The 19,401-nt window shown below is 67.5% G+C and carries 19 protein-coding genes; 7 read left to right on the top strand and 12 right to left on the bottom strand.

Translation table 11 applies throughout. The annotated features are described in order from the left end of the window. Positions 1-80 precede the first annotated feature (80 nt). Genes ABNQ38_RS34350 through ABNQ38_RS34335 form a run of 4 tightly spaced genes read left to right on the top strand, consistent with a single transcriptional unit; the run spans position 81 to position 4,562 of the window. Positions 81-611, top strand: a complete 531-nt coding sequence (locus ABNQ38_RS34350; RefSeq protein ID WP_377811353.1) for a chemotaxis protein CheW — start codon at positions 81-83, stop codon at positions 609-611. Beyond that, complete coding sequence (locus ABNQ38_RS34345) at positions 608-1,495, top strand: CheR family methyltransferase (RefSeq protein WP_377811352.1); 888 nt, start codon at positions 608-610, stop codon at positions 1,493-1,495. Before ABNQ38_RS34350 ends, ABNQ38_RS34345 begins: the two co-directional genes overlap by 4 nt. Positions 1,496-1,498: 3 nt before the next feature. After that, positions 1,499-2,611 (top strand): chemotaxis response regulator protein-glutamate methylesterase, encoded by a 1,113-nt coding sequence (locus ABNQ38_RS34340; RefSeq protein WP_377811351.1) that lies wholly within the window; start codon positions 1,499-1,501, stop codon positions 2,609-2,611. Between the two features lie 46 nt (positions 2,612-2,657). Continuing rightward, on the top strand, positions 2,658-4,562 hold the full coding sequence (locus ABNQ38_RS34335; RefSeq protein ID WP_377811350.1) for a methyl-accepting chemotaxis protein: 1,905 nt from the start codon (positions 2,658-2,660) through the stop codon (positions 4,560-4,562). A gap of 69 nt (positions 4,563-4,631) precedes the next feature. Here the strand turns inward: ABNQ38_RS34335 and ABNQ38_RS34330 are convergent, their stop codons facing one another. From ABNQ38_RS34330 to speB, 4 genes are read right to left on the bottom strand one after another with little or no spacing between them, the layout of a single operon-like run. Further along, entirely contained in the window at positions 4,632-5,411 is a 780-nt protein-coding gene (locus ABNQ38_RS34330) for an ABC transporter ATP-binding protein (protein ID WP_377811349.1), read from the bottom strand. A 10-nt stretch (positions 5,412-5,421) separates the two neighbouring features. Beyond that, positions 5,422-6,216 carry an ABC transporter permease gene (locus ABNQ38_RS34325; protein WP_377811348.1) on the bottom strand — a complete coding sequence of 265 codons (795 nt, stop codon included), beginning with the start codon at positions 6,214-6,216 and terminating at the stop codon, positions 5,422-5,424. A 17-nt stretch (positions 6,217-6,233) separates the two neighbouring features. After that, complete coding sequence (locus tag ABNQ38_RS34320; RefSeq protein ID WP_377811347.1) at positions 6,234-7,214, bottom strand: ABC transporter substrate-binding protein; 981 nt, start codon at positions 7,212-7,214, stop codon at positions 6,234-6,236. A 37-nt stretch (positions 7,215-7,251) separates the two neighbouring features. Continuing rightward, complete coding sequence (speB, locus tag ABNQ38_RS34315; protein ID WP_377811346.1) at positions 7,252-8,268, bottom strand: agmatinase; 1,017 nt, start codon at positions 8,266-8,268, stop codon at positions 7,252-7,254. A gap of 101 nt (positions 8,269-8,369) precedes the next feature. On the opposite strand from speB, the gene ABNQ38_RS34310 reads away from it, so the two are divergent. After that, entirely contained in the window at positions 8,370-9,290 is a 921-nt protein-coding gene (locus tag ABNQ38_RS34310) for a LysR family transcriptional regulator (protein WP_377811345.1), read from the top strand. Positions 9,291-9,402: 112 nt separating this feature from the next. Here the strand turns inward: ABNQ38_RS34310 and ABNQ38_RS34305 are convergent, their stop codons facing one another. The 6 genes from ABNQ38_RS34305 to tauA form a co-directional block, all read right to left on the bottom strand. Then, positions 9,403-10,800, bottom strand: a complete 1,398-nt coding sequence (locus ABNQ38_RS34305) for an aspartate aminotransferase family protein (protein WP_377811344.1) — start codon at positions 10,798-10,800, stop codon at positions 9,403-9,405. 44 nt (positions 10,801-10,844) lie between these two features. Next, positions 10,845-11,633, bottom strand: coding sequence for an SDR family NAD(P)-dependent oxidoreductase (locus ABNQ38_RS34300; RefSeq protein WP_377811343.1), 789 nt, complete (start codon positions 11,631-11,633; stop codon positions 10,845-10,847). A 14-nt stretch (positions 11,634-11,647) separates the two neighbouring features. Beyond that, the gene (locus ABNQ38_RS34295) at positions 11,648-12,403 is read right to left on the bottom strand and encodes a TSUP family transporter (RefSeq protein WP_377811342.1); all 756 of its coding nucleotides are present in this window, start codon (positions 12,401-12,403) and stop codon (positions 11,648-11,650) included. Between the two features lie 26 nt (positions 12,404-12,429). Continuing rightward, positions 12,430-13,236: an ABC transporter permease subunit gene (locus tag ABNQ38_RS34290; protein ID WP_199235527.1), complete on the bottom strand. Its 807-nt coding sequence runs from the start codon at positions 13,234-13,236 to the stop codon at positions 12,430-12,432. Between the two features lie 71 nt (positions 13,237-13,307). Beyond that, positions 13,308-14,111, bottom strand: coding sequence for a taurine ABC transporter ATP-binding subunit (gene tauB, locus ABNQ38_RS34285; RefSeq protein ID WP_377811341.1), 804 nt, complete (start codon positions 14,109-14,111; stop codon positions 13,308-13,310). A 44-nt stretch (positions 14,112-14,155) separates the two neighbouring features. Then, on the bottom strand, positions 14,156-15,163 hold the full coding sequence (tauA, locus tag ABNQ38_RS34280; protein WP_377811340.1) for a taurine ABC transporter substrate-binding protein: 1,008 nt from the start codon (positions 15,161-15,163) through the stop codon (positions 14,156-14,158). Between the two features lie 324 nt (positions 15,164-15,487). Here tauA and ABNQ38_RS34275 point away from each other — a divergent pair, with 324 nt between their 5' ends. Further along, on the top strand, positions 15,488-16,963 hold the full coding sequence (locus ABNQ38_RS34275; RefSeq protein WP_377811339.1) for a PLP-dependent aminotransferase family protein: 1,476 nt from the start codon (positions 15,488-15,490) through the stop codon (positions 16,961-16,963). Between the two features lie 88 nt (positions 16,964-17,051). Here the strand turns inward: ABNQ38_RS34275 and def are convergent, their stop codons facing one another. Further along, positions 17,052-17,591 (bottom strand): peptide deformylase, encoded by a 540-nt coding sequence (gene def, locus ABNQ38_RS34270; RefSeq protein WP_377811450.1) that lies wholly within the window; start codon positions 17,589-17,591, stop codon positions 17,052-17,054. Positions 17,592-17,676: 85 nt separating this feature from the next. After that, on the bottom strand, positions 17,677-18,537 hold the full coding sequence (locus ABNQ38_RS34265) for an urea carboxylase-associated family protein (protein ID WP_377811449.1): 861 nt from the start codon (positions 18,535-18,537) through the stop codon (positions 17,677-17,679). A 169-nt stretch (positions 18,538-18,706) separates the two neighbouring features. On the opposite strand from ABNQ38_RS34265, the gene ABNQ38_RS34260 reads away from it, so the two are divergent. Further along, positions 18,707-19,390, top strand: coding sequence for a GntR family transcriptional regulator (locus ABNQ38_RS34260; protein ID WP_377811338.1), 684 nt, complete (start codon positions 18,707-18,709; stop codon positions 19,388-19,390). The last annotated feature ends 11 nt before the right edge of the window (positions 19,391-19,401 follow it).

Here is a 19,401-nt window from a genome sequence, read left to right as displayed (position 1 = left end):
CGCCGGGCCGTTCTCCATGCAAGGGGGATGGTGCTTGCAGCGCCATCCCGCCGTTCCGTCCCCCGAACCGGAAGCCGCAGATGACCAGCGCGACCGCGCCCCGCGAACCGGCGCAATATGTGACGATCGGCATCGATCGCGAAGTGTTCGCCATAGAGGTCGCCATCGTGCGCGAGATCCTCGATCTCCAGCCGATCACCCGCCTGCCGCACGCGCCGTCCTTCCTGGTCGGCATGATCGACGTGCGGGGCCAGGGGGTGCCCACCGTCGATCTGCGGATCAAGCTGGGCCTGCCGGCGGCACAGCCCACCGCCAACACCCGGATCGTCGTGCTCGACGTGCCGCAGCGGGGGCAGTCGATCACCGTCGGCGTCATCGCCGACCGGGTGTTCGAGGTCACCTCGCTTGACGAGCGCGGGCTGGAGACGCCGCCCCAGGTCGGCGGGCGCTGGCGTTCGGACTGCATCCAGGCCATCGGCCGCTCCAACGGCAATTTCGTCATCGTCTTCGACATCGCCCGTCTGTTCGCCGAGGACGACGTGGCTCTGCTGGACATGGCCGATGGCATGGCGAACGGTATGGCGGGCCTGATGGCGGACGGGGTGTCATGATCGATCCCGACGATCCGCAGCCAGACGAAGGGCGGTCGCGGCCATCCTCCGACACTTTGTCGGAGCGGGATTTCGCCCGGCTCGCCGTCATCATCGAACGCCATGCCGGCATCCGGATGCCGCCCAGCAAGCGGACCATGGTGGAAGGCCGGCTGCGCCGCCGTCTGCGGGTGCTCGGGCTGCCGGACATGAACGCCTATTGCCGCCATGTGCTGGACGAAGGCGGGCTGGACGGCGAGATGGTCGACCTGATCGATGCCGTCACCACCAACAAGACCGACTTCTTCCGCGAAATCGAGCATTTCCGCTATCTGATGGGCACCGCCATCCCGGCCCTGTCCCGTCTCCCCCATCGGCCCGGCCAGGACCGCCCGCTCAAGATCTGGAGCGCTGCCTGTTCGACCGGGGCGGAGCCCTACACGGTGGCGATGCTGATGCTCGACCGCGCGAGCACCGGAGCGCCGATCCGCCACGAGATCGTCGGCACCGATATCTGCACGGAGGCGCTGGCCGCCGCGAAGAGCGGCGTCTACCCGCTCGACATGGCAAAGATGGTGCCCGCCCCCTTCGCGTCACGCTATCTGATGCGGTCGCGCGACGACGGCAATCCCACGGTCCGGCTGGTGCCGCCGGTCCGCCAGTCGGTCCGCTTCGGCCATCTCAATGTGATGGACCCGGTCTATCCGATGCCGACCGACATGGATGTGGTCTTCTTCCGCAACATCCTGATCTATTTCGACAAAAAGACGCAGCAGAGGGTGCTGGAGAAGCTCTGCGGCCATCTGCGGCCCGGCGGCTACCTGTTCGTCGGCCACAGCGAGACCATCGCCAACATGAACCTGCCCGTGAAACAGGTGGGTTCCGCCATTTTCGTCCGGAGCTGAACGATGGGCCAGAAGATCCGCGTGCTGATCGTCGACGATTCCGCGACCGTCCGCCAGACCCTGGCCGGCATCCTGTCGTCCGATCCGCAGATCGAGGTGATGGGGACGGCCGCCGATCCCTATGCCGCCGTCCGCCGCATCGCGGAGGAGGCGCCGGACGTCATCACGCTCGACGTCGAGATGCCGCGCATGGACGGCATCACCTTCCTGCGCAAGCTGATGAACCAGCACCCGATCCCGGTGGTGATGTGCTCCTCGCTGGTCGAGGATGGCAGCGAGACGCTGATGCAGGCGCTGGAGGCCGGAGCCGTCGACGTCATCCTGAAGCCGCGGATCGACACCCGCCAGAGCCTGCTCGACGCCCAGGTCCGCATCTGCGACACGGTGAAGGCGGCGGCCCGTGCCCGCCCGCGCCCCTCCGCCCGCCCGGCATCCGCCACCTCCATTCCCCACGGCACACCCCTGGGCCGCACCCGCGCCCCGGAACCGAAGCTGAGCGCCGACGTGATGATGCCGGCCCCCAGCGGCGGGGCGATGGCCCGCACCACCGAGCGCGTCATCTGCATCGGCGCGTCCACCGGCGGCACCGAGGCCCTGCGCGAGGTGCTGGAGGCGCTGCCCGCCGACAGCCCCGGCATCGTCATCGTCCAGCACATGCCGGAAAGCTTCACCGCCGCCTTCGCCCGCCGGCTCGACAGCCTGTGCGAGATGACGGTGCGCGAGGCGCGCGACGGCGACACGGTGCTGCGCGGGCAGGTGCTGATCGCGCCGGGCAACCGCCATATGCTGCTGCAACGCAGCGGCGCCCGGTATCTGGTGGCGGTGAAGGAGGGGCCGCTGGTGTCGCGGCACCGACCGTCGGTCGATGTGCTGTTCCGGTCGGCCGCCCATTGCGCCGGCGGCAATGCCGTCGGCGTCATCATGACGGGAATGGGGGACGACGGCGCCACCGGGATGCGCGAGATGCAGCAGGCCGGCGCCTTCACCGTCGCCCAGGACGAGGAGAGCTGCGTCGTCTTCGGCATGCCGAAGGAGGCCATCGCACGCGGCGGGGTGGACAAGGTGGTGGGACTTTCGTCGATCCCGCGCGAGATCCTGCGCCATGACCGCTCGTGACGTCATCCGCTTCCCCTGACGCATCCGTTTGGAAAAGGCTTCCGGCATGTACAGCACCGTTGACGCAGCGGCCCTTGGCGGTCCGGGCGGCGCCTTCCCGGCGGCTCCCCAGCCCGGCCCGGATCGGTCCGGTTCGGCCCAGGGCCCGGACATGGGATTGATCCGCTCGCTGAGCGCCGAACTGCGCGCCGCATCGGCGCCCATCGAGACGACCTTCCTGACGGTCGGCGAAACGCTGTCGCAAACGCTGGAGCGGATGACGGCAATCGGCGGCCGCTTCAGCGCGCTGTCCATGCTGATCGACAGCGAGGACGGCGCCGAGGCTTGCAGGCGGTTGGGCACCGTCCGCAGCGTGACCGACGGTCTGGCGGGCAATCTCCGGCAAACGCTGACCGATCTGACCGATCTCGATGGGACGGGGGCCGATATGGCCGCCCTGCTCGCCACCCTGGCGAAGATCATCGGCGAGATCACCGCCCTGGCGATCAACGCGAAGGTCCAGTCGGTGCAGATCCGCACCGGCAGCGACGATTTCAGCGTGTTCAACCGGGAAATCGACCGGCTCCACCGTCTGGCCGAGGCGGCGACGACGCAGGCGATCGGGCGTCTCGCCGATCTGCGCACGACCATGTCCGCGGCAAAGGACGGCGCCAGTGCGTTCGAGCGCGACAACCGCACCCGCCTGGACGATGTCGGCAGCCGTCTGCAGGCGAGCCTGGACCGCTTGACGGCATACCGCCACACCGCGCAGGCTGCATCAAAGCGCTTCGTCGGCCGTGTCGAGGAGATCGGCCGGCGCATCGCCCGCTGCATCAGCGACCTTCAGGTCGGCGACTTCACCTGCCAGCGGCTGGCCCATATCGGCGTGGCCATGGATGTGCTGGCCCTGCTGGCGGACCCGCCCCCGGCGTCCGCCCTGGCGCGGGACCTGCGATGGCTCGCCGGGCTGGACCTGGGACACCGGCAGGACCTGTCGGCGGCGATCTGCACCCTCGAAATCCGCCAGTGCGTCGAGGCGTGCGCCGATTTCTCCAGTCAGGTGGCGTCGCTGAAGGACAATCTGGAAGCGCTTGCCCGCGATGCGGACAGCATCGCGCAGGAAGCCCGGGAGCTGTTCGGGTCGGGCGGCGACATCCCGGCCGCCGACAGGCCGGCAGGCCGGTCCGTTCTGCACGATGTCGCGGGCGACGTCGACCGGGCGCTGGAGCTGCTGAATCGCTATCGCCAGTCCGACGACATCATCCGCAGGCAGGTGGGCGAAGTCTCGGGCGGGTTCGTCGCCATGGGACGGGACGTTCTCGCCATCCGCTCCATCGACACCGACATGCGGCTGATGGGGCTGAACACAACGCTGAAATGCGCGCGGCTTGGCGATGCGGGGCGGGCGCTGGGCGTGGTCGCGCAGGAGCTGCGCGCGTGCAGCCGCCGGACCGAGGACATGTCGAAGGCGATCACCGAGGCGATCCATGCGGCCACCGACCGGGCGAACGGGCTGGACCTGCGGTCGGGCACCAACCATCGGGTGGCGATGGAGCTGGTGGATGCCATGACCGGCTCCATGGATTGCCTGAAGCGGCTGCACGCCGATCAGATGCGCTCGCTGTCGACCATGACCGGCGATTGCGCGGAAGCCTCCAAGGTGCTGACCGGCACGGTCGGCCGATTGGGCATGGAGCTTCGGCTCGGAGGGTTCGCCCAACGCTTCGTGGACCGGATGCAACCCTATGCCGGTCGGGGAGACATCCATGCACCCGGGATTTCCGACGAAATGAAGCGGCTCTTCGCGTCGCTGTACACCGCGGAACGGGAGAGAAGCATCCATTCCGACCTTTTCGGCGGCCTGCAAGGCGGACGGGAGCAAGTCGGCCAAAAGCAACTCGGCCAAAAGCAACCCGGTGGGGAGCAAACCGGCCAGGAGCAGGGCGGCGAGATCGACGACTTCTTTCTTTGAGAAACTGCCTTTGAGAGTGTTCGCAGCCGGACCCGCACCGGCCTGCCGGAACGCTCCGCGGCGTCCGCGTCAGGTTCGGGCGGCGAGCACCGCCTCGTCGTGCATCAGGTGCAGAATTTCCCGCTTGAACTGCATGAATTCCGTGGAGGTCAGGGCATCGAGGTTGCGGGGACGTGGAATATCGATGGACATGGACCGTTTGATGCGCCCCGGCCGCGCGGTCATCACATGCACGGTATCGCCGAGGATGATCGCCTCGTCGATATCGTGGGTGATGAACAGGACCGTCTTGCGCCGCGCCTGCCAGACCTCGAGAAGCAATTCCTGCATCAGTTGCCGGGTCTGGCTGTCGAGTGCCCCGAACGGCTCGTCCATCAGCAGGATGCGCGGATCGTTGGCGAGCGCCCGCGCCAGGGCCACGCGCTGGCGCATTCCGCCCGACAGCTCCTTGGGAAAGGACCGCTCGAACCCGGAAAGCCCGACCGCGCGGATCAGGTCGTCGGCGATGTCTTCGCACTCCGCCTTCGGCAGCCCCTTCAGCTTCGGGCCGAACATCACGTTCTCGCGCACGCTCAGCCAGGGGAAGAGGGTATAGGTCTGGAACACCATGCCGCGGTCGGCCGACGGGCCGGCGATGGGCTGGCCGTCCAGCGTCATGCTGCCGTAGGTCGGCGTCTCCAGTCCGGCGACGAGACGGAGCAGGGTGGACTTGCCGCATCCGGACGGACCGACGATCACCGCGAAGGTGTCGTGGGCGACCCGCAGCGAAACATCGTCGAGGGCCGTCACCTCCGGCTTGCCCTTGGGCTGGAAGCGGACGGTGATGTGATCGAGCGCGAGCAGGCTCATGGGATGCTCCTTACAGATCGGCGGACCAGGACAGCAGGCGCTGGCGCAGCAGTTTGAACAGGAAATCGGTGATCAGCCCGAGGACGCCGATGGTGAAGACGCCCAGCAGGATCACGTCGGTGAACAGGCCGCGCATGGCGTTGAGGATCATGTAGCCGAGCCCGCTGTCGGCGGCGACCAGCTCCGCCACCACCAGATAGGTCCAGGCCCAGCCCATGGTGACGCGCAGATTGTCCAGCACGCCGGGCATGCAGGCCGGGAACAGGATGCGCTGCACCACCTGCCGGCGGCTGGCGCCCAGCGTGTAGGCGCAGTCGATCAGATCCTTCGACACGCGGGCCGACACGTCGGAAATCAGGATCAGCTGCTGGAAGAAGGTGCCGAGGAAGATCACCATGATCTTCTGTTCGATGCCGATGCCGATCCACAGGATCAGCAGCGGGATCAGCGCCGACACCGGGATGTAGCGCATGAAGCCGGTGATCGGCTCGACCGCCGCCTGCACGGCGCGGAAGCTACCCATCAGGATACCGAGCGGCACCGCCGGGATCGAGGCCAGCAGGAAGCCGGACAGGATGACGGTCAGGCTCGACCCGATGTGGCGGAACAGCGACAGGTCACCGATCCGCTTGATCCCGGCCGCCAGCACCCTGTCGGGCGCGGCCAGGAAGTCGGGAGGCGTGAAGCCGCCATAGGTGAGCAGGCACCAGAAACCGATCAGGATGGCGACAGAGCCGGTGCCGAGCGCTAGGCTGGCGCTGCGCGGGATATCGACTTTCGGTGCGAACAGGGAACGGGTCGACATGGTGCCTGCTCCGTGGGTCACTTTACGATGCCGGTGGCGATCATGGCGGCCGGATCGGCGTCGAGCTTGAACAGGCCGGCCGCCTCGCCGAGCGTCCTGGCGTTGGCGATGGTGGCGACGATGCCGTCGGGCTTGGCCGGGTCCATGAAGGTGGCGTTCATGGCGGAATCGTAGAAGGCGATGCCGGCGCGGGTTTCGGCAAAGACCGCCGGATCCTCCAGCCAGCCGCCGATGCCCTTCGCCATGATGGCGTCGGCTTCCTTGGCATTGGCCTTCTGCCAGTCGACCGCCTTGCTCCAGGCGCGGTAGAGCGCGACCATCTCTGGCCGGCGCGCTTCCAGCTTGGCCTTGGTCGTCACCATCACGTCGGTGATCAGGCCGGGCTTGGCCGAGCTGTCGACCAGCAGCGCGCCATGCGAGGTGGCCTTGCCGCGGCTGAGCCAGGGCTCCCAGGTCACGGCGGCGTCGACCTTGCCGGCGACGAAGGCGGCACCGGCGTCGCCGGCCGTCATATTCAGCGCCTGGACGTCCTTGACGCTCAGCCCGGCGTCCTTCAGCAGCACGCTGAGGAAGAACTGCGAGACCGAGCCTTCGGTGAAGGCGACCTTCCTGCCCTTCAGCCCGGCGATGTCCTTGATCGCCTTGTTGGCGACGATGCCGTCGCCGCCGCGGCTGTCGTCGACGGCGAACAGGTAGGTGAGCGGACGGTCCGCCGAGGTGAAGCCGAGCACCGCGTCGACCGTCGTCACCGCCACGTCGATGCGGCCGGCGGTCAGCGCCGGCATGCGGGTCTTGACGTCCTCCATCAGCACCAGCCTGACGTCGAGCCCCTCGTCCTTGAAGAACCCCTTTTCCTTGGCGATGTAGAGCGGGCCGTAGCCGACCCAGGTCGAATGGGCGACGGTCAGCTCGGCCGCCGACGCAGTGGATGCGAAGCCGCCGAACGCGGCGAGAAGGGCGAGCGCCGGGCCGCGAAGTCGCGAAAGGAACTGCTTCATGCTTCGGTCTCTCTTTCCTTGAAGGCGTTCGGACGGATCAGGTCCGGCGGCGGAGCGTGAGGGGGGAGGCGGCGAGCACGCAGAGCAGCTCGAACATCATCGAGATGCCGACCCAGGCGGTGCCGCCCGACGGATCGAAGGGCGGCGAAACCTCCACCAGATCGGCGCCGACGAGGTTGAGGCCGGACAGCAGACGCACCATGCGCTGCGCCTCGCGCGTGGTCAGGCCGCCGATCTCCGGCGTGCCGGTGCCGGGCGCGAAGGCCGGGTCGATGCAGTCGATGTCGAAGCTGGCATAGGTGGGACCGTCGCCGACGATGGCACGCGCCTCCTCCATCACCGCGGCGATGCCGCGATCCTCGACCTCTTCGATGCGGATGATCCGCACCCCCTGCTCCAGGCCCCAGACGACGTCAGCGCCGTCATACATCGTCCCGCGGATGCCGATCTGCACGACGCGGCGGGGATCGAGATAGCCGTCCTCGATGGCGCGGCGGAACGGCGTGCCGTGGGTGTATTTGAAGCCGCCGAAGTAAGTGTCGAACAGGTCGGTGTGCGCGTCGAAATGAATCATCCCGAGCGGTCCGTCCGCCGCCAGCGCCTTCAGGATGGGGTAGGAGACCAGATGGTCGCCGCCGGCGCTGAGCGGTGCGATCCCGCGGCTCTTGAGCGTGCCGTAGAAGCCGGCGATGCGGTCGAGCGCGTCGGCGACATCGGCCGGATTGACCGGTGAATCGCCGAGATCGGCGACGTTGCGCAGGCTGAACGGGTTCATGCCGGTGACGGGATGGACCGGCCGGATCATGGTCGAGAGGTCGCGCAGCTGGCGGGGACCATGGCGGGTGCCGGGACGGTTGGTGGTGCCGCCATCCCAGGGCACGCCGACGATGGCGATGTCCACCTCCGCGGTGGCGGGATCGTCGAGCCCGAGATAGGGCAGCCGCATGAAGCTGGGCAGCCCGGCATAGCGCGGCAGGTCGAACGCCGACACCGGCTGGAAGGATGTCGGCGAGGCGCCCGCCAGGGGCTTTTCGCCGTCGGATTTCAAGGGCATCGCGGTCTCCGCAGGGGATCGATGACCGCAACGTTGCCATAGGATGAAACGTCCAATAATATCAGATTTCAAATCTAAACGTCCGACGATGCCAACCTATCATGCAGCCCACTCTGCCGCCGCTCAGCGACGTGGATCTGCGTCAGCTCCGCATTTTCCGAACTGTCGTGGAGAGCAGGGGGTTCACCCAGGCACAGGGTGAACTCGGCATTTCGCGCTCCACCATCAGCGCGCAGATGGCGGCACTCGAAACGCGGCTTGGGCTTACGCTTTGCCGGCGCGGCCGTTCAGGATTCGCGCTGACCGAACATGGGCAGAAGATCTATACGGAGACCATCAAGTTCTTCGCGGCCATGGACAATTTCCGCACCGAAGTCGGGGCCATGCGCGGCAGCCTGGTCGGGGACCTGCGGATCGGGATTGTCGACGCGGTCGTCGAGAACCCGAATTGCGCGTTCGACCGGGCGATTGCCATCTTCAACGAACGGGTGCCGAACGTGCATCTGACCTTGACGGTCATCTCGCCCAACCAGATCGAAACCGAATTGCTCAGCCGGCAGATGGAGATCGCCATCGTCCCCAACCAGCCGATGAACGGTGCGGTCCAATTGCAGCAGCTGTTCCATGAAGAACAGAACCTGTTCTGCGGCGCGCGTCATCCGCTGTTCGAGACGGACACGGCGCGGCTGTCGCTGGAGCTGATCGCCGAGCAGGCTTATGCGCGCCGCGGCTATGCCGTGGCGACCGCTTACAACACGCTTTTCAAACATGCGCCCAGTGCGACGGCCTACAACATGGAAGGTCAGGCGCATCTGATCCTGAGCGGCCGGTTCGTCAGCTTTCTGCCGCGGCATTTCGCGCAGCGCTATGTCGAACGCGACGAAATGCGGGCATTGCGGCCCGATTTGCTGAGCTTCAAAATCCCGCTTTGCCTCGCCCATCTTCCGCAAAGCGTGCTGTCGCGGGTGGCGAGGGCCTTTCGCGAGTGCCTGCTGGAGGTCCACGCACGCAAGCCGCGGTAGGTCCGGCATCGACAAGACGATCAATTCGGCTTGTTCAGGTCAGGAGCATCGACCCGGATCGAGTGCGGGCGCGTGCCCCGCAGGATGCGGGGCACCGGCAACCTGCCGCCCTTCAGCCGAAGACGCGCGACAAGGCGCCGTCGATGGCCACGACGATGCGGTCGATGTCATCGGCGGTGGCGATCAACGCCGGGCTCAGGCACAGCGTGTTGTTCAGGCCGGGAAGCGAGCGGTTGGTGGCGCCGATGATGACGCCGTTCGCCATGCAGTCGGCGACCACCGCCTGCACCAGCCTCTCCTCCGCCGGCTCCTTCGTCGCCCGGTCCTGCACAAGCTCGACGCCGCAGAACAGTCCCTTGCCGCGCACGTCGCCAACGGCGCGGTGGCGCTCCGACAGCTCCCACAGGCTGGACATCAGCCGCTCCCCCATCGCCTGGGTGTTGGCGAGGAGATTCTCGTCCTCGATGATCCGCATGTTCTCCAGCGCCGCCGCCGGCCCGGCGACGCAGCCGCCGAAGGTCGAGATGTCGCGGAAGAAGGACATCGGGTCGGCGGGGTCGTCCTTGAACAGCTCGAAGATCGGCTCGGTCGTCACGGTGCAGGAGATGGCGGCATAGCCCGACGCCACGCCCTTCGCCATGGTGACGAAGTCCGGCTGCACGCCGTAATGCTGGTAGCCGAACCATGTGCCGGTGCGCCCGAGACCGCAGACCACCTCGTCGATGTGCAGAAGCACCTCGTGGCGGCGGCAGATGTCCTGCACCTTCTCCCAATAGCCCTTGGGCGGGGTGATGACGCCGCCGCCGGCGGTGATCGGCTCCAGGCACAGCGAGCCGACCGTGTCGGGCCCCTCGCGCAGGATCACCGCCTCGATGGCGTCGGCGGCCAGCTCGCCGTAATTCTCCACCGCGCCGTACTGGCTGCGGTATTCCAGGCAATGCGGCACCTCGACGAAGCCCTCGGGGAAGGGGCCGAACTGGGCGCGTCGCTGCGCCTGCCCCGCCGCCGCCAGCGTGCCGAGCGTGGTGCCATGATAGTCGCGCTCGCGGTAGAGGATCTTGGATTTGCGGCCGCCATGGTGCCGGTGCGCGATCTGGCGCACCATCTTGAACACCTTCTCGTTCGCCTCGGAGCCGGAGTTCGAATAATAGACCCGGCTCATCCCCGGCATCTTGCCGATCAGCTTTTCGGCGAAGCGGGCGCCGGCAATCGACCCGGCGGAATTTGCGAAGTAGTTCAGCTTGACCAGCTGGTCGCGCACCGCGTCGGCGATGCTGGCCCGGCCATAGCCGACATTGACCGTCCAGACGCCGCCCGACACCGCGTCGAGATATTCGCGTCCGGCGGCGTCCCACACCCGCATCCCCTTGCCTTCGACGAAGATGCGCGGGTCGGTCGTCTCGAACCCCTTGTGCTGGGTCAGATGGTGCCAGACATGGGCGCGGTCGGCCTCGATCACATGTCGGATGTCGTTGACGCGTGACGCGTCGTTCCGAAGGACGTCATCCATCGGTCATCTCCTAGGGGTGGGATGCGGTGCCGGTTACGGCGGGATCAGGAAAGCGTGTCGCGGTGGATCTTGAACGGCGCCCAGGACTGGCTCACCGGCATGATCTCGACGCTGTTGATGTTGACGTGCGGCGGCAGCGAGACCACCCAGCGCACCGTCTCGGCGATGTCCTCGGGCTGGAGCGGGTTGGCGCCGCCATAGAGCGCGTCGTAGGCGTCCTTGTTGCCGCCGGTGCGCACCAGGGTGAATTCGCTTTCCGACAGCCCCGGCTCAATGGAGGTCACACGCACGCCCTGCGCCGACAGGTCGCTGCGCAGGCCGAGCGAGAACTGCTTCACGAAGGCCTTGGTGCCGCCATAGACGTTGCCGCCGGGATAGGGCCAGTTGGAGGCGATGGAGGCGAGGTTGACGATCAGCCCGCGCCGGGCGATCAGCCGGTCGAGCAGCAGCCGTGTGATCGTCACCAGCCCGGTGATGTTGGTGTCGATCATCGTCCGCCACTGCTCCAGGTCGCAGTCCTGCGCCGCCCCGGTGCCGAGCGCCAGCCCGGCATTGTTGACCAGGACCGAGATGTCGGCGAAGGCGTCGGGCAGGGTGGCCAGCGCGGCGCTGGTCGCCTCCTCGTCGCGGATGTCGAAGCACAGCGGATGGACGACATCCGGCCCGCCCAGCGCCTCGACCAGGGCGTCCAGCCGGTCCTGGCGTCGGCCGGTGGCGACGATCCGCCAGCCCTCCGCCACCAGCCGCCGGGCGATGGCGTCGCCGAAGCCGGAGGTGGCGCCGGTGACGATTGCTATCTTCGGGCCGGCACGCTTCGCGGCGGTGTTCGACATCGTTCGATCTTTCCTCATGACGGAGTGGTGAAGTTCAGGCCCAGGGTGACGGCGGTCTGGATCAGGCCGGCCACCGCCACGGCGAACAGGCCCCCGGAGGCCAGCCGCCGCCAGCCGTCGATGCTGAGGCGGGCGGACAGCAACCGGCCGGCGGCGAACCCGGCAAGGGTGGGACCGATGAAGGTCGCCAGCAGACCGACCACGCCGGGGTCGATGGCCCCGACCATGGCGCGCCCGGCAAGGCTGAGCGCATCGACCGCGCCGAAGAAGACCGCCAGCGTTCCCTTGATGGTCCGCCGGTCCCGCCCGCCGGCCAGCAGCCACGCCGCGATCAGCGGTCCGCCGACGGCGAAGGCCGCGAGCAGCACGCCGACGACGAAGGCAATGCCGGCCCCGACCGTCCGGTGCCGCAGCCAGTGCGGCGGCTCGCGCACCAGGGCGACGCAGGCCGCCGCGAAGACCGTCACCGCGACCAGCAGCCGCGAGGTGCCGTCATCGAGGCTGGCGGCGATCAGGCTGCCGCACAGCGCACCGGCGAAGCCCATCGCCAGCATCAGCCGCGCCACCGCCCAATCCACCGCCCCCTGTTCGCGGTCCAGCAGCAGGAAACAGGTCAACAGCAGGTCGCTGACCAGGATGAAGGGGATGCCGGCGGCGGGCGAGGGCAGGAACAGCAGCCCCAGCGCCGCGATCAGGGCGTATCCGAACCCCGTCACCCCGCGAAACGCGGCGGCGAGGAAGGTCACGCCCCCGAAGAGGAGCATGGACATCGGTTTCGCAACCTTCCCTCAGTGGTTCAGACCTTGCCCTTCCAGGGCACCAGACGGCGTTCCAGCCAGCGCATGCCGAACTCGAACAGGGTGGCGAAGGCGCCGATGACAAAGATCCCCATCAGCACGATGTCGGTGCGCAGGAAGTTGGAAGCGTTCAGCACCATCTGCCCGATCCCGGTGGAGGCGGCGACCATCTCGGCGGCGACCAGCGTCGTCCAGCCCACCCCCATACCGATGCGCAGGCCGACCAGGATGTCGGGCAGGGCCGCCGGCAGCACCACATGCACCACCACCTGCCAGCGGCTGGCGCCCAGCGCGCGGGCGGCGTTGACCTGATCGGCGGCGGCGGCCGACACGCCGGCCCGGGCGGCCAGCGCCACCGGGGCGAAGCAGGCGAAGAAGATCAGCAGGATCTTCGAAGTCTCGCCGATGCCGAACCAGATGATGACCAGCGGCAGATAGGCCAGCGGCGGCAGCGGCCGGTAGAATTCGATGAAGGGGTCGAGTGCGGCGCGCAAGGTGGTGCTCAGTCCCGTCGCCAGCCCCACCGGGATGCCGATCAATGCTGCCAGCACAAAGGCGCTGACCACACGCACCAGGCTCATGGCGATGTGTTCGGTCAGCGGCGCGCCGTCGATCCGTCCGTCCACCGCATCCAGGAAGGCCTGGAAGACCGTTCCGATCTTCGGCAGGAACAGCGGCTTGACCACGCCCTGGCCGGTCAGCGCCGCCCACAGCGCCAGCGCCGCCAGGATGGCCGCCATGCTGATCAGCACCGGTTGCGACCGGAATCCCTGCATCCGGCGGCGCAGCCGGTTCAACGGCACCATCCCGGACGGAATGCCGGCCAGCCCGGCGCCTGGGCTTTTGACGGATCGCACCTGCTCCGTGGCGGTGGGTTTCATGCGGCCTCTCCTGTGGCGGCGTGGCTGCCGTGGTCGCTGCGCTCGTGAATGAAGCCCAGCACCCGCTCGCGCATCGCGATAAAATCGGGGGAGGATTTGACCGACCGGGAATCCTGCCCGGCCAGGAAGCGCCGGCTGAACTCCAGCGGGATCGTTTCGGCGATCCGGCCGGGGCGCGGGGTCATGATGATCAGCTTGGTCGCCAGGAAGATCGCCTCCTCCACCTCGTGGGTGATGAAGAAGGCCATCTTCCGCGTCTCCGCCCACACCCGCAGGATCAGTTCTTGGATCTGTTCGCGGGTGAAGGCGTCGAGCGCGCCCAGCGGCTCGTCCATCAGGAGCATGCGCGGATCGGCGGCCAGCGCACGGGCGATGCCGACGCGCTGCTGCATGCCGCCCGACAGCTCGTAGATCCGCTTGTCGGCGAAGGACGCCAGCCCGACCAGCTCCAGCATGCTGCGGGCGCGCCGGCCGCGTTCCGCCTTGGCCATGCCCTGCATCTTCAGGCCGAAGGCGACATTGTCGGCCACGCTCAGCCAGGGCATCAGGGCGTGGCGCTGGAACACCACGCCGCGGTCGGCTCCCGGCCCGGTGACCGGCTTGCCGTCCAGCAGGATTTCCCCGTCCGTCGGCGGCAGGAAGCCGGCGATGCAGGACAGCAGGGTGGTCTTGCCGCAGCCCGACGCACCGAGCGCCACCACGAATTCCCCCGGCTCGATGGTCAGATCGACCCAGGACAAGGCGACGGTGGCGCTTTCCCCGCCGCCATACTGGACGCTGACATTGCGGACTTCGAGCATGCTGAGCCTCCTGAGGCAGGGGAATGGAACTGCGGTCCGGACCGTTACTTGGCCGCCGCCTTGACCACGTCGGCGGTCACGAAGGGGCCGTAGTCGGGGGCCAGTTCGGTGACGCGGCCCTGGCTCTTCAGGAACTCGGCGGTCGATTTCAGCGCCTCGGCGGCGCCACCGCCCAGCCACTCCTTGGACGCCTGCTCCTCCAGGGTCGGGAAGCGGTAGGCGGCGAGCCCGTCCGGCACGTCGGCCGGGGCGGCGCCCGTCCATTTGGCGATGGCGGCGGCCTGCGGCGAGGTCGCGGTCCAGCCGTCCCCGGTCTTCGCGTAATCGGCGTCGGCGGCGGCCAGCAGCTTGACGAAGGTCGTCATGAAGTCGGGGTTGGCGGCCATGAAGGCCTTGGTGGCGACGATGCCGTCGAAGGTTGCCTTGCCCTTCCTGGCGAAATCGCCGGCGCTGGCGATGACGGTGCCGTTCTTCTTCGCAGCGGTCAGGACCGGCGCCCAGATGAAGGTGGCGTCGATGTCGCCGCGCTCCCAAGCCGCGGCGATTTCCGGCGGACGCATGTTCAGCAGCTTCACGTCCTTGCCCGACAGCCCGGCCTCCTGCAGCGCGTACATCAGCTGGTAATGGGAGGTCGACACGAAGGGCACCGCCACCGTCTTGCCCTTCAGGTCGGCGATGGACTTGATGCCGCTGCCGTTGCGGGCGACCAGCTGTTCGGCGTTGGCGATGTCGTCCAGGATCCAGAACAGCGTGATGGGAAGACCCTGGGACGCCGCCGCGGCGATGGGGGAGGAGCCGGCTTCGCCGATGTCGACATTGCCCGACGCCATGGCGCGGATCACGTCGCCGCCGCCGCCGAACTTCACCCATTTCACGGCATAGCCGGTCTTCTTCTCCAGTTCGCCGCTTTCCATCAGGACGCGGATGGGCGTCATCATGTCCTGATAGGCGAAGGTGACGGTCTTCTCCGCGGCCACGGCCGGGGCGGAGGCCCCGAACAGCGCGCCGATTGCGACGAAGGCGGTGGCGAGCAGGGTCTTGCTGAAGGTCATGGCGGGGTCTCCGTCGAGGCCGGTCAATCCGATGCGACCATTAGGCCGATGCGGCCATTAGGACCCAGCCGCCGCCCCCGCCGAAAGGTCCAGATCCTCCCGCTTTGCGGCAGTGACTGGTCCGGCGCCCGATCCGCTGCCCCATCCCGCGCCATGTGGCGCCCCTTTGGGCAGACGCCCGTCCGGTGACCACCCCGGCCGCCGCAATCGACGCCTTTCCGCCCATCACCGGCCGGCACCCTTTTTGCTTTTTCGCATACCGGGGCAGGCAGCCCGGCGTGATGGCCGACCTGATGGCCCAGGGGAAAGAAGGACGGTTGCACCATGCAGATCGACACCGCCTGGCGGCTTCTTTTCGGCGGGATGGAGCGCGACCCGCAGGGGTTGAGCGCGCGCGTCCGCGGCATCATCGCCGACGCCATCGAGACCGGCCTGCTGGCTCCGGACATGCGGGTTCCCTCCAGCCGCAGCCTTGCCGAGGCGCTGGGCATCTCGCGCAACACCGTCAACGCCGCCTATCAGCATCTGATCGACGACGGTCTGCTGGTCGCGCGGGAGCGCAGCGGCTTTTTCGTTGCCCCGTCGGACGACCGGCGTGCGTCGGATCCCACGCACACCGGCGCTGCGGCGGACAAGGCCGGCGGCTGGGCGGCGCGCTTCGCCATCCGGCCATCGCGCCTGCCGCAGATCACCAAGCCGCGCGATTGGATGGACTATCCCTATCCCTTTCTGTTCGGACAGTTCGATCCCAGCCTGTTCCCGACCAACCCGTGGCGGGAGAGCGTGAAGGCGGCGTCCAGCGTGCAGGAGATCACCCGCTGGGCCCGCGACATGATCGACGACGACGACCCCGACCTGCTGGACCAGCTGCGCCACAAGGTGCTGCCCCGCCGCGGCATCTTCGCCGGTCCGGGCGAGATCATCGTCACCATCGGCTCCCAGCATGCGCTGTCGATGCTGGTCCAGCTGCTGGTCGGCCGCGACACGCCGGTCGGGATCGAGAATCCGGGCTATCCCGACGTGCGCCACATGGTCGGCATGGCGACGGCGGACATAAGGCCGCTGACCTGCGACGGCTTCGGCGTCGTGGCCGATGCGGTGTTTGCGAGCCGCCGGGTCGCCTTCGTCACGGTGGGGCACCAGTGTCCGACCACCGCGGTGATGCCGATGGGGCGGCGGCGCGCCCTGCTGGACGCCGCCGCCCGCCACGACGTCGTCCTGATCGAGGACGATTACGAATCCGACCTGTCGGTGGAGGGGGATGCCGATCTGCCCTGCCTGAAGAGCCTCGACCGGGCGGAACGGGTGATCTACACCGGCAGCTTCTCCAAGATCCTGGCGCCCGGCCTGCGCATCGGCTACGTCGTGGCGCCGAAGCCGGTGATCGACGAGCTGCGCGTCCTGCGCCGGCTGATGCTGCGGCACCCGCCGACCAACAACCAGCGCAGCCTCGCCACCTTCATCCAGCTCGGCCATTACCGGCAGCATCTGCGCCGGACCGCCGCCGTGCTGGAGGAGCGGGCCGAGCTGATCGCCGGGCTGCTGCCGAAGCTTCTGCCCGGCTGCCGGTCCCGCCGCGACTTCGGCGCGAAGAGTTTCTGGATCGAAGGGCCGCCCGAGCTGGACAGCCGCGATCTGGTTCGCAGGGCGCGCGATCAGGGCGTCCTGATCGAAGCCGGTGATATCTTCTTTCTGGACCCTGCCGAGGGCCGCCGATATTTCCGGCTGGGCTTCACCTCAATTGCCGCCCACCGGATCGAACCGGGGTTACGCCGCCTCGGGGCTTTGCTGACGGCGTGAACTCGTTGGCACCGATGTGGCGACACCGCCCTCGAAGCCTTGTCCGGGGGCGCCGACCAGACGGTCGGAGCCTCCCGCCTGGATCGGGTCAGTGCGCTTCCAGATCGGCCAGTCCGGACTCCGGGAACAGGACGTCGATGAAGCCGAACTTGGACATGTCCACGATCCGCTGGGGATAGAGGAAGCCGTCGAGGTGGTCGAACTCGTGCTGGAAGACCCGGGCGTGGAAGCCTTTGGCTTCGCGGACGAGCGTGGTGCCGTCCTCCAGGGTGCCGCCATAGCGGATGTGCGTGCAGCGCGGAACCATCCCGCGCAGTCCCGGAACCGACAGGCAGCCCTCCCAGGATTCCTCGACCTCTTCCGTGAGCTTTTCGAACCAGGGATTGATCAGCGCGGTGACGGGGACGGGAGGCACATCCGGGTAGCGCGGATTGGCGTCGAAGCCGAAGATGATCACCCGCAGGTCGACGCCGATCTGCGGTGCGGCCAGCCCGGCGCCGTTGGTGGCGTGCATGGTTTCGAACATCTCGGCGATCAGCGACGTCACTGCCGGGTCATGGATATCCTCGACCGGCCTCGCCACCCGCTGCAGCCGGGGATCACCCATCTTCAAGATTTCACGCATGATGTGTCCGTCACTCCGCTCGATACCCGCTCAATGAGTCATCGGGATCGGCCGCAGTGCAAGTGCGATCTGCGATGTCCGGAGCCGTTCAGCAGCCGTGGCTTCGGTCGTAGCCATTGATGGCCGGTGCGCGCCATCCCTCCGGCAGTCGAGCGGGCTTGTAGATCTCGACCAAGAGCGGATGGCAACTGGCCGCGTCCGAGGAATGTTCCGACGAGCAATCGCCGCCGGGGCAGGCGGACATGCAGCCGAGCAGATCGACTTCGGCGAAAAACTCAAGGTAATCGCCCGGCCGCACGGGGCTGGCCTTCATGAAATACTGCCCGGTGTCCCGGCTGAAGCCCGTGCACAGGAAAACATTCAGCACATCGTGGATGTGGGGTTCGGCCTCGGGCAGAGTCATGCCGGTGGCTTTCGCCAGGGCGCGGGTGAGATTCGAATGGCAGCAGTGGTGGTAATGGTCCCCGGCTCTGAGCAGGTTGTGCGTGTAGGGGTCGCAGCGGGTGCCGATGACGTCATGCACCGATCCGCCGAATTCGTCGAAACCGTACCAGTCGAGCGTGTCGTGCGTGATGGTGGCGATGGGGCGGAGATAGGGGAAGTTGGAAAACAGCTGATCGCCAAGCCCCACATGGGTGCCGTTCAGCGCGCGGGTCTTGCCGGTGTAGAGCCGCTCCTTCAAATCGTTCGCGTTGAAGAGGTTGAGGTCGCCAACCTGGGCGCCCTCGGTCGAGACGATGCGGAAGAAATGGCCGGCGGGCACGGTCCAGGTGGCCGCATCGCGCGGTGGGACCACCACCGTCCCGACCAGTTCCATCCCGTCCCGCACCGCGCGGTATGCCGCCAGATCGGCACGCGGCAGGCTCTGCGTCGGATAGCAGATCACCGGCCTGACCGCCTTGCGCGCAGCGGCATCTGCAGGGCGCGCGGTGATGGAGGTGGGCTTCATTGGCTTTTCCGTTCGGTTCATCAGGATCGCCGCCGCGATCATCATTGAGATCGATGACGGCCATGCGGTAACCTGCTCAACGTCTGACTATGGATTGTTGAGTATCACAAAAATTATTGTTCAACAATCTTGATTCGATCCGGCAGCGCCGGGATCTTGGGAGGTGCCGATGACGATCAGGACGACGACGGAAGCCGACGAAGCATCCCTTGCCGGCGCGGTGGCGATCCGCATCCGCGACATGCTGATCGCCGGTGAGTTCGAGCCTGGCCAGAAGCTCTCGGAACATCGGGTGGCGGCGGATTTCGCGGTGTCCCGGAACACGCTTCGCGAAGCGTTCCGCTTCCTGACCAGCCAGCGGCTGCTCTCCTACATTCCCAACCGCGGCGTCTTCGTCACGGTGCCGGACGAGGCCGCGATCATCGACATCTACCGTGTCCGCGCGGTGATCCAGCGTGGCGCCGTTGAGGCGGCGAGCCGGGGCCATCCTGCCTTCGCCCGCATGCGGGCCCTGGTCGAAGAGGGCAGGGAGCTTGGCGCCAAGCGGGACTGGCAAAAGGTCGGCACGAACAACATGGAGTTTCACCGCGCCATGGTCGGCCTGTGCGACAGCCCCCGGCTGAGCGCCAGCTTCGACCTCGTGCTCGCCGAACTCCGGCTTGCCTTCGGGCAGCTCAAGGACATGGCACATCTTCACGAGCCCTACATCGACCTCAACCACACCCTCCTTCGTGCGCTGGAGACGGGCGACCGGCTGGTATCGATGACGACGCTCGACGCGTATCTGCGGCAATCGGAGCGTGGCGTGCTCGGGGCGTTGCAGCATCGAAGGGCGGCCGAACCGGCCGAATGACCGCCGTCCAT

Source organism: Azospirillum sp. A29, assembly GCF_042604625.1.
Taxonomy (GTDB): Bacteria; Pseudomonadota; Alphaproteobacteria; order Azospirillales; family Azospirillaceae; genus Azospirillum; species Azospirillum palustre.
This window is presented reverse-complemented; position numbering and strand designations above follow the sequence as displayed.

Bases quoted from the DNA above. Each gene is read 5' to 3' on its own strand.
- ABNQ38_RS34350 (WP_377811353.1), top strand. From the start codon at position 81: ATGACCAGCGCGACCGCGCCCCGCGAACCGGCGCAATATGTGACGATC.
- ABNQ38_RS34345 (WP_377811352.1), top strand. From the start codon at position 608: ATGATCGATCCCGACGATCCGCAGCCAGACGAAGGGCGGTCGCGGCCA.
- ABNQ38_RS34340 (WP_377811351.1), top strand. From the start codon at position 1,499: ATGGGCCAGAAGATCCGCGTGCTGATCGTCGACGATTCCGCGACCGTC.
- ABNQ38_RS34335 (WP_377811350.1), top strand. From the start codon at position 2,658: ATGTACAGCACCGTTGACGCAGCGGCCCTTGGCGGTCCGGGCGGCGCC.
- ABNQ38_RS34330 (WP_377811349.1), bottom strand. From the start codon at position 5,411: ATGAGCCTGCTCGCGCTCGATCACATCACCGTCCGCTTCCAGCCCAAG.
- ABNQ38_RS34325 (WP_377811348.1), bottom strand. From the start codon at position 6,216: ATGTCGACCCGTTCCCTGTTCGCACCGAAAGTCGATATCCCGCGCAGC.
- ABNQ38_RS34320 (WP_377811347.1), bottom strand. From the start codon at position 7,214: ATGAAGCAGTTCCTTTCGCGACTTCGCGGCCCGGCGCTCGCCCTTCTC.
- speB (WP_377811346.1), bottom strand. From the start codon at position 8,268: ATGCCCTTGAAATCCGACGGCGAAAAGCCCCTGGCGGGCGCCTCGCCG.
- ABNQ38_RS34310 (WP_377811345.1), top strand. From the start codon at position 8,370: ATGCAGCCCACTCTGCCGCCGCTCAGCGACGTGGATCTGCGTCAGCTC.
- ABNQ38_RS34305 (WP_377811344.1), bottom strand. From the start codon at position 10,800: ATGGATGACGTCCTTCGGAACGACGCGTCACGCGTCAACGACATCCGA.
- ABNQ38_RS34300 (WP_377811343.1), bottom strand. From the start codon at position 11,633: ATGTCGAACACCGCCGCGAAGCGTGCCGGCCCGAAGATAGCAATCGTC.
- ABNQ38_RS34295 (WP_377811342.1), bottom strand. From the start codon at position 12,403: ATGTCCATGCTCCTCTTCGGGGGCGTGACCTTCCTCGCCGCCGCGTTT.
- ABNQ38_RS34290 (WP_199235527.1), bottom strand. From the start codon at position 13,236: ATGGTGCCGTTGAACCGGCTGCGCCGCCGGATGCAGGGATTCCGGTCG.
- tauB (WP_377811341.1), bottom strand. From the start codon at position 14,111: ATGCTCGAAGTCCGCAATGTCAGCGTCCAGTATGGCGGCGGGGAAAGC.
- tauA (WP_377811340.1), bottom strand. From the start codon at position 15,163: ATGACCTTCAGCAAGACCCTGCTCGCCACCGCCTTCGTCGCAATCGGC.
- ABNQ38_RS34275 (WP_377811339.1), top strand. From the start codon at position 15,488: ATGCAGATCGACACCGCCTGGCGGCTTCTTTTCGGCGGGATGGAGCGC.
- ABNQ38_RS34265 (WP_377811449.1), bottom strand. From the start codon at position 18,537: ATGAAGCCCACCTCCATCACCGCGCGCCCTGCAGATGCCGCTGCGCGC.
- ABNQ38_RS34260 (WP_377811338.1), top strand. From the start codon at position 18,707: ATGACGATCAGGACGACGACGGAAGCCGACGAAGCATCCCTTGCCGGC.